This window comes from Synechococcus sp. H70.1 (assembly GCF_047502705.1).
In the GTDB taxonomy this organism is placed as follows: Bacteria; Cyanobacteriota; Cyanobacteriia; order Thermostichales; family Thermostichaceae; genus Thermostichus.
The window spans coordinates 1-929 of record NZ_JANSIV010000080.1 but is presented as its reverse complement, the minus strand read 5'-3'; the positions used below and the strand labels follow the sequence as shown (position 1 = coordinate 929).

The 929-nt window shown below is 48.9% G+C and carries 1 pseudogene; it reads left to right on the top strand.

The window, feature by feature from the left end:
* Positions 1 to 111: 111 nt before the first annotated feature.
* Positions 112 to 929: pseudogene (locus NW827_RS06075) on the top strand (IS630 family transposase); the annotation flags it as partial.

Genomic DNA, 929 nt, shown 5'->3' with positions numbered 1-929 from the left:
GCACCTGGGCAATGGCACGCTGCTCAGGGAGAGGGGGAGAGGGAGGGGAAAAACAGCTACAGCCTGTTAATTTAAATGGGGTACAGGTTTCAAGAGGAAGGAGAGAAAGAGATGCCAACCCGTTCTTTAGGATCTACGGCAAAGAGTTGTAGCAGCTTATCAGGCAGGTAAGACCTCTATCCGCCAGGTAGCCGAACGGTTGATGGTGACCAAGAGAACAGCACACCGCTGGGTATGACAGTACCAACAAACTCAGGACTTAACCCCCAAGAAAGTAGGCACCAAGCGAGTGGGTATTTTGGAACGGCATCGACAGGAAGTGATGGCAATCATTGCAGAACATCCCGACTTCTATCTGTGGCAATATAAGAACTGTTGCGGAGGCGCTTAGGGATTGATGTAAGTACTTTCACGATACACAACTTTTTGAAAGAGCAAGGAATGACTCTAAAAAAAGACTTACCGCAGCGCGAGAGTCCAAGAAGAGGAGGGGCAAAGAGAACGACTAGCTTATAGTCAAGAGGTCAGAGATATTCCAGCGGAGGATTTGATTGCCCTTGACCAGACAGTGGGAGGGAATGGAACGGGGAGTAGCTCGGAGTTTAAGCGGTCTCAGAGATACAAGGGGGAGAAGCATCCTGTTATTGGAGCTATTTCTGTGAGAGGGGTAGTCGGCTGTCGCGTCATCAAGGGTGGGATGAAGAAAGAGGATTTTTTGGAGTTTTTGAGAAGCGAGTTATGTCCGAAGTTAGATGCGAGGAAGGTTGGGATTATGGACAACTTCAATATTCATAGGAGTCGGGAAGTTGAGGAACTGATTAGGGGAACAGGAGCGAGAATCTTGCACCTGCCTGTGTATGCACTGGAAGTGAATCCTATTGAGACGATGGGGCCGGTGTTGAAGCACTTTGTTCGGCAGTTTTCCAGAG